Source organism: Candidatus Phytoplasma gossypii, assembly GCF_030586975.1.
Classification (GTDB): Bacteria; Bacillota_I; Bacilli_A; order Acholeplasmatales; family Acholeplasmataceae; genus Phytoplasma; species Phytoplasma citri.
The window spans coordinates 1-4,743 of sequence record NZ_JAOSIT010000034.1; the positions used below are offsets into that span (position 1 = coordinate 1).

At 22.0% G+C, this 4,743-nt stretch carries 2 protein-coding genes, 1 tRNA gene and 1 pseudogene; 3 read left to right on the forward strand and 1 reads right to left on the reverse strand.

The window, feature by feature from the left end; genetic code table 11:
• The 3 genes and pseudogenes from OC698_RS02560 to OC698_RS02570 form a co-directional block, all read left to right on the forward strand.
• Positions 1-138 (forward strand): annotated as a pseudogene (locus tag OC698_RS02560) (class I tRNA ligase family protein); the annotation flags it as partial.
• Between the two features lie 258 nt (positions 139-396).
• Positions 397-4,026, forward strand: coding sequence for an AAA family ATPase (locus tag OC698_RS02565; RefSeq protein ID WP_304513149.1), 3,630 nt, complete (start codon positions 397-399; stop codon positions 4,024-4,026).
• Positions 4,027-4,213: 187 nt separating this feature from the next.
• Positions 4,214-4,305, forward strand: a tRNA-Ser gene (locus OC698_RS02570).
• Positions 4,306-4,422: 117 nt separating this feature from the next.
• Here the strand turns inward: OC698_RS02570 and OC698_RS02575 are convergent.
• Positions 4,423-4,743 (reverse strand): hypothetical protein (locus OC698_RS02575; protein ID WP_304513150.1); only part of this gene is annotated, 321 nt, incomplete at its 5' end.

Below are 4,743 nucleotides of genomic sequence, written 5' to 3' on the forward strand. Positions count from 1 at the left end.
CGTCGCAAAATGTTAACAGGTTATAATGTTCTTTTTGTGCCTGGTATGGATCATGCCGGAATAGCTACGCAAATTAAAATTAAACAACAATTACAAGAAACAGGTTTTAGTATTAGTGATTTAACTATAGAAATTTTTTAATAAGTTTTAAGTTTAAATTATAGTTAGTTCAAATAATTGATGTATTATATTTGTTTTTTGATTGAGTTACATTTAATTATATTTTATTCGTTAAAAAAGATCTTGTAAAATAGATCTTTTTTTATTTGTGGGGATTTTTTAAATTTTTGAGTCTTTACATATATAAATTTTTAAATTTATTTATTTGAATATTTATTAATTTAACTTGAATATATTCATTAGAAAGATATTATTTGACAAAAGGTGTTCTTTAAAATGAAAATTAAAAAAAATTATTTATTTTTTTTTGTTTTTTTTTGTTTTTTTGCAATTTTAATTTTTTTATTTTGGTATAATGTGGCAATTAAAAGTAAAAATATTAATTTAATTAATTTTTCTTTGTGTAATTCGAAATTGTTACAAGAACAAGAGTTTGATTTCGAAGACGAATTGAAACAAATTAGTGCTAAGGAATTTAAGGTTTTAACGAAAATTAAGAATACTTTTCCTCAATATTTTCAAGAATCAAACGAGGATAAAAATAATTTTTTATTAAATCAAATTTTATTGTTGATTTTAGGAGAATTTAAAAATCATAATTATAAGTGGTTTGATAATTATAAAAAATCAAATTTGTTTTTTACAGAATATTTGTCCACTTTAGACAAATATGATTTATTTAATGATTTCGGATACAAAATAGAAGAAATAGTTTCTGATCCGGATAAATATGTTTTTATTCTTCCTGGTAATTATATTGAATTTGCGAATTATGATAAATATTTGTTTTCTAAAAAAAATTCTTTTTCAGCAGATACAAAAGGTTTATTTTGGAAAAATTGGTCTCCTAAAAATTTGTTGTTTATATCTAAAAGTTATTTAGATATTATCTTGCAACTTAGTACAAAAATTTGGGAGTTTAAAAATAATCCAAATCAACAATCATTTGTAAATGAATTAAATATATTGGGTGAAAAACATTTTTTATTGTCTAAAGCCGATACAGATGTTCATTTTATTAAACATAAAATAAAAAAATTAAACACTTTTTCAAGTAGAGAAAGCGAAACTATTCGCTCTTTAACCGAAACTATTCAAGCAAAAGAAACACAATACCGTCACCAAATGGATTTATCTGAAGCTGAACGTCAACAGTTAAAAAGAGAAATCGGTCAACTTACTAAGGATTTAATTACAAGTCAAGAAAAAATTGATCAACATAAAAATGACTTAGAAAAAGCCCAAAAAACTTTATCTCAAACTTCTTCTGAATTAGAAGAAATTCGCAAAGAATTAGAAAAAGATCATCAATTGAGTGAAACAACTATTCATCAACTTAAATCGGAATTAGATAGTTTAAATTCTCAACATGATAATTTAAACGTAGATTTGAAGAAGGCCAAACAAGATAATCAAGAGTTAAAACAAAAATTAACTGATAATATTGATATTGGCCATAAATTTATTGATATTTTAGAAGTGATTACATCTTCGTTTTTAAAACAATTAGATAAACAAACTTCCGAAAATATTAAAAATAATTCTTTAAATGTTTCTGCTCAAAAATTTGCTAAAGATACTTCTAAAATGCCTTTATTTGGGCAATTGATTGGTCTCAAAAAAGAAAAAGCTCAATTGCAAGAATATTTAAATTATCTTAGAGATACTAATAAATATTTTGAGATGGGTGTGAAAAAACCTCCTAAAGGTATTATATTATATGGTCCTCCGGGCACAGGTAAAACTCATTTAGCTGAAGCATTTGCTCGAGAATCAGGTTTATCAGTTTTTTCTTTATCATCTTCGGATTTTTCAAAAACTTATGTAGGTGAAGCGCCAAGATTAATAGAAAATATTTTTATTGAAGCTCGTAAAAAATTTCCTAGTATTATTTTAATAGATGAGTGCGAAAGTGTATTTCGTTCTCGCGTTAGTAATTCTTTGACTACTGATCATGGTAATGTTATAGCTGCTTTTTTATCTTATTTAGAGGGTGTTCACGAAGATAAAGAAAGACCTGTGTTTGTTATTGCTATGACTAATATTTTAGAAGAAATTGATTCAGCTATTTTAAGTCGTTTTGATAAACGTATTAAAGTTGATTTATGGGATTTTTCTTCAATTCAAGAATTTTTAAAATTAAAAGCTATAGATTATAAATTAGATTTAATGGCTTATGATTATTTGGTAAATAATATTCCTGAAATTATCTTTAAACTTAATAATGACGAATTAAAAACTCCTCGTGGTTTAATTAGTTTATTAAATCAAGCTGTTACTATATCGCAAAATTCGAATCATCAACATTCTTATGTAAAGCTAATCGATCTACAATTATCTTTAGATTTAAAATTAGGTCTTAATAGTGTTAATTGGGATAATCATCAACATCAAGCTTATACTTGGCAAGATTTAGCTTTTATCAAAGAATATAACGGTATTTCTATAAAACAACTTTTTGAAGATAATAATTTTGAAAAATTAGAATTAAAATATTATAAATTAATTAAAGATAAGAGTCAAAATAATAAAAAACCTATTTATATTTCTTTACAAAATGATGTAGGTTATCTTTATGATATTGATATTGATTCGAATAATATGTGGCCTTCCAATTTATTAGGTTTTTATTTAGATGTTCAAAATGTTGTAACTGATAATTTTGATTTTCATGTGCAACCGCCAAATTTAAAAATTTCCAATCCAGAAGATCTTTTAAGGTTATATATTCGAAATAATAATAAATATAAAGTTAATCGGATATATTTTGTGTGGGATTTATTTAAACAACAAGAAATTAACTTTTTGTTATTTAAAAAATGGGGAAATTTGGTTAAAAAATATCCTTTTTTAAAACAACAATATCAAATTATGAAAGATGAGGTAAATTCTCAAATTAATTCTTTAAAAGATTTAGAATTAAATAAACTATTTCATGATTGGATAAAAAAATTGAAAAATAAATGGATTGAAGAAGTAATGCCTAAAATAAAATTATCTCCAAAAACTATTTATGATTTGTTTAAATTAAATCTTATTAACTTAATTGAAGAAGAAATTGATTTATGTTGGCAAAAAGATAATCTTTCGAAAGATAATTGTTTAGAACAGATTATTATGCGTTTGAATGAAAATTTTTCTAATTTGTTTAAAAATTTTCTTCGTGATGAAACTATTAAAATAATTAATAAAATAAGTTTAAATAAAAAAATATTTTCTCAATTTCAAATTGAAAAAATTAAAGAATATTTAAAACAAACTACTATTCAAGAATTTGAAAAAGAATTGGATTCATTTGATCCAGATAATATTTTGTCTGAAGAAATTTTAACAAAAATATTTGTTAATCAAGAAGAATATTTCAATCAACAAGATAGTGTATATTATAAACTTTGGCAGGAAAAAATATATAAATATTTAGATATTTCTTTGCCTCATTTTGAACAATTAAAATTAAAAAAATATTTAATTCATCAATTAATTGAAACTTATTTCCAACAAGATTTAGAATTAGATAAAATTATTGAACATTTAAACGAAAAAATTGATATTTATAAGCAACAATTTGAACAAAAATTAGAGAAAAAAATTAATCAAATTGTAAATAAATATTTTTTATCTAATTATTTTCAAGATTCTCCTGATCTTGCGACTATTAGTTTAATTAATAAAAGAGCTAATATATGGATTAATCATAATTTAAAATCAGATGAAAAAATTAAATCAGAAAAAGAAATTGAAAATATTGTTCTTAATTTTTTACAAAAATATACAAAAAATCTAATTATTAACCAACAAAAAAGGGAAACATTTTTAGAACGTAATTTTGTTAAAATTATTGTTGTTATTTTTTTGTTGTTATTTTGTGTTTTTTATTTTTTATGTTTTAATAATCTAAAAAAATAAATTTAATATATTATTTCATGTATTCATTCATTTTTTAATTTTCCGTTCTAAAACGGAAAATTTTAAAACATTAATATTTTAAAAAAAAATTAATATTTTTTTATTTATCGATATTATATTTGTTATAATTTACTTCGTATTATCTTTTTTAAAATAAAAATTTATAAAAAATTAATAAATTTTCCTTGGAGCAGTACTCAAGTGGCTATAAGAGGCATCTCTGCTAAGGATGTAGTTCAAGAAATTGATGCAAGGGTTCGAATCCCTTCTGCTCCGCCATTTTTATTTTTTTGATCATGAAAGTTTTAAAAAAAGTAAATATTAAAAAAATAAAAACACTTTCTAATTTTTAATCGATTTAGAAAGTGTTTTTTATTTTAATAGTATTTGGATAAGTTATAAACTATTCTTTTTGTGTTCGTTTTTTTTATTAAATTGATAAATTATAAGTAGAAATGTTACTGTTATTAAAATGCATAATAAATAAAATAATTTGCTTGCAAAAGAACTATTATTATTGGATGAAAATTCGAAATTATCCTCACTGTTATTGTTCTTAGGGCTATCATTAGTATCATTTAAAATTGTATCTATTTTATTTTTTAATGTTTGGAAATTATTTGATTTTTCCTCTAAATTCGGATTTATAAGAACACTTAATGTTATTTTTTGGTCATTTATACCTTCATCTAATATTTTTTTGTTTATAATTTCTTG